Annotated in this window: 1 protein-coding gene; it reads right to left on the bottom strand. The window is 55.4% G+C overall.

Annotated elements, in window-relative coordinates; genetic code table 11:
* Positions 1–412 (bottom strand): type IV pilin protein (locus HMPREF2711_RS10610; RefSeq protein ID WP_003749214.1); only part of this gene is annotated, 412 nt, incomplete at its 3' end.
* Positions 413–585: the final 173 nt, after the last annotated feature.

The raw sequence follows: 585 nt of genomic DNA, 5'->3' as shown, positions 1-585 counted from the left end.
ACCCCATAAAAGGCTTACACTCCGCATCATTACCCCTAAATATCTCCTCGCCGTCCGTACAACTGCCCTTCCCTTTCATCTTCCCGCACACCACCGCCGTCAACGACTCGTTCAAGCGCAGCACCCTCGGCTCCGCCTCCCTGTCCAGCGCCACCGCCTTCAAGGTAAACTTACCCTCCAGGATACCCTTAGCCTGGCCGCTCATCCTGATACAGAAACCGCCCGCCTCCTTCACCGGCAATTCCGGCCACTTCGTCGACGTCAGCTTAAAGCTGCCCTTTTTCGCATAGAACTGCTCCATAAAGCGCGCATTTTCCAGCAGCGCGGCATGCGCCGCACGCAGGTTGGCCGAGCGGACCGATTCCCGATAGGCCGTAAAGGCCGCCGCCGCCAAGATCGAAACCAGCAGCATCACCACCAACAGCTGTACCAAAGAATACCCCCTCTGCACAGTTGCCCCATTCCGTTTTCCGTCAAATGCCTTTAAGTACATATCTTTCTTCCCTTTATCTTTTATATCCCTATCCAATAGGCGTCCTATCCGTTTATCCCTTTACCCAACGGAAGCCCCCACTGGTTCAAGCT

Origin of the sequence: Neisseria sp. HMSC070A01 (assembly GCF_001810165.1) — a bacterium.
In the GTDB taxonomy this organism is placed as follows: domain Bacteria; phylum Pseudomonadota; class Gammaproteobacteria; order Burkholderiales; family Neisseriaceae; genus Neisseria.
The sequence above is the reverse complement of the archived record's forward strand: the minus strand, read 5'-3'. Positions and strand labels throughout refer to the sequence as shown.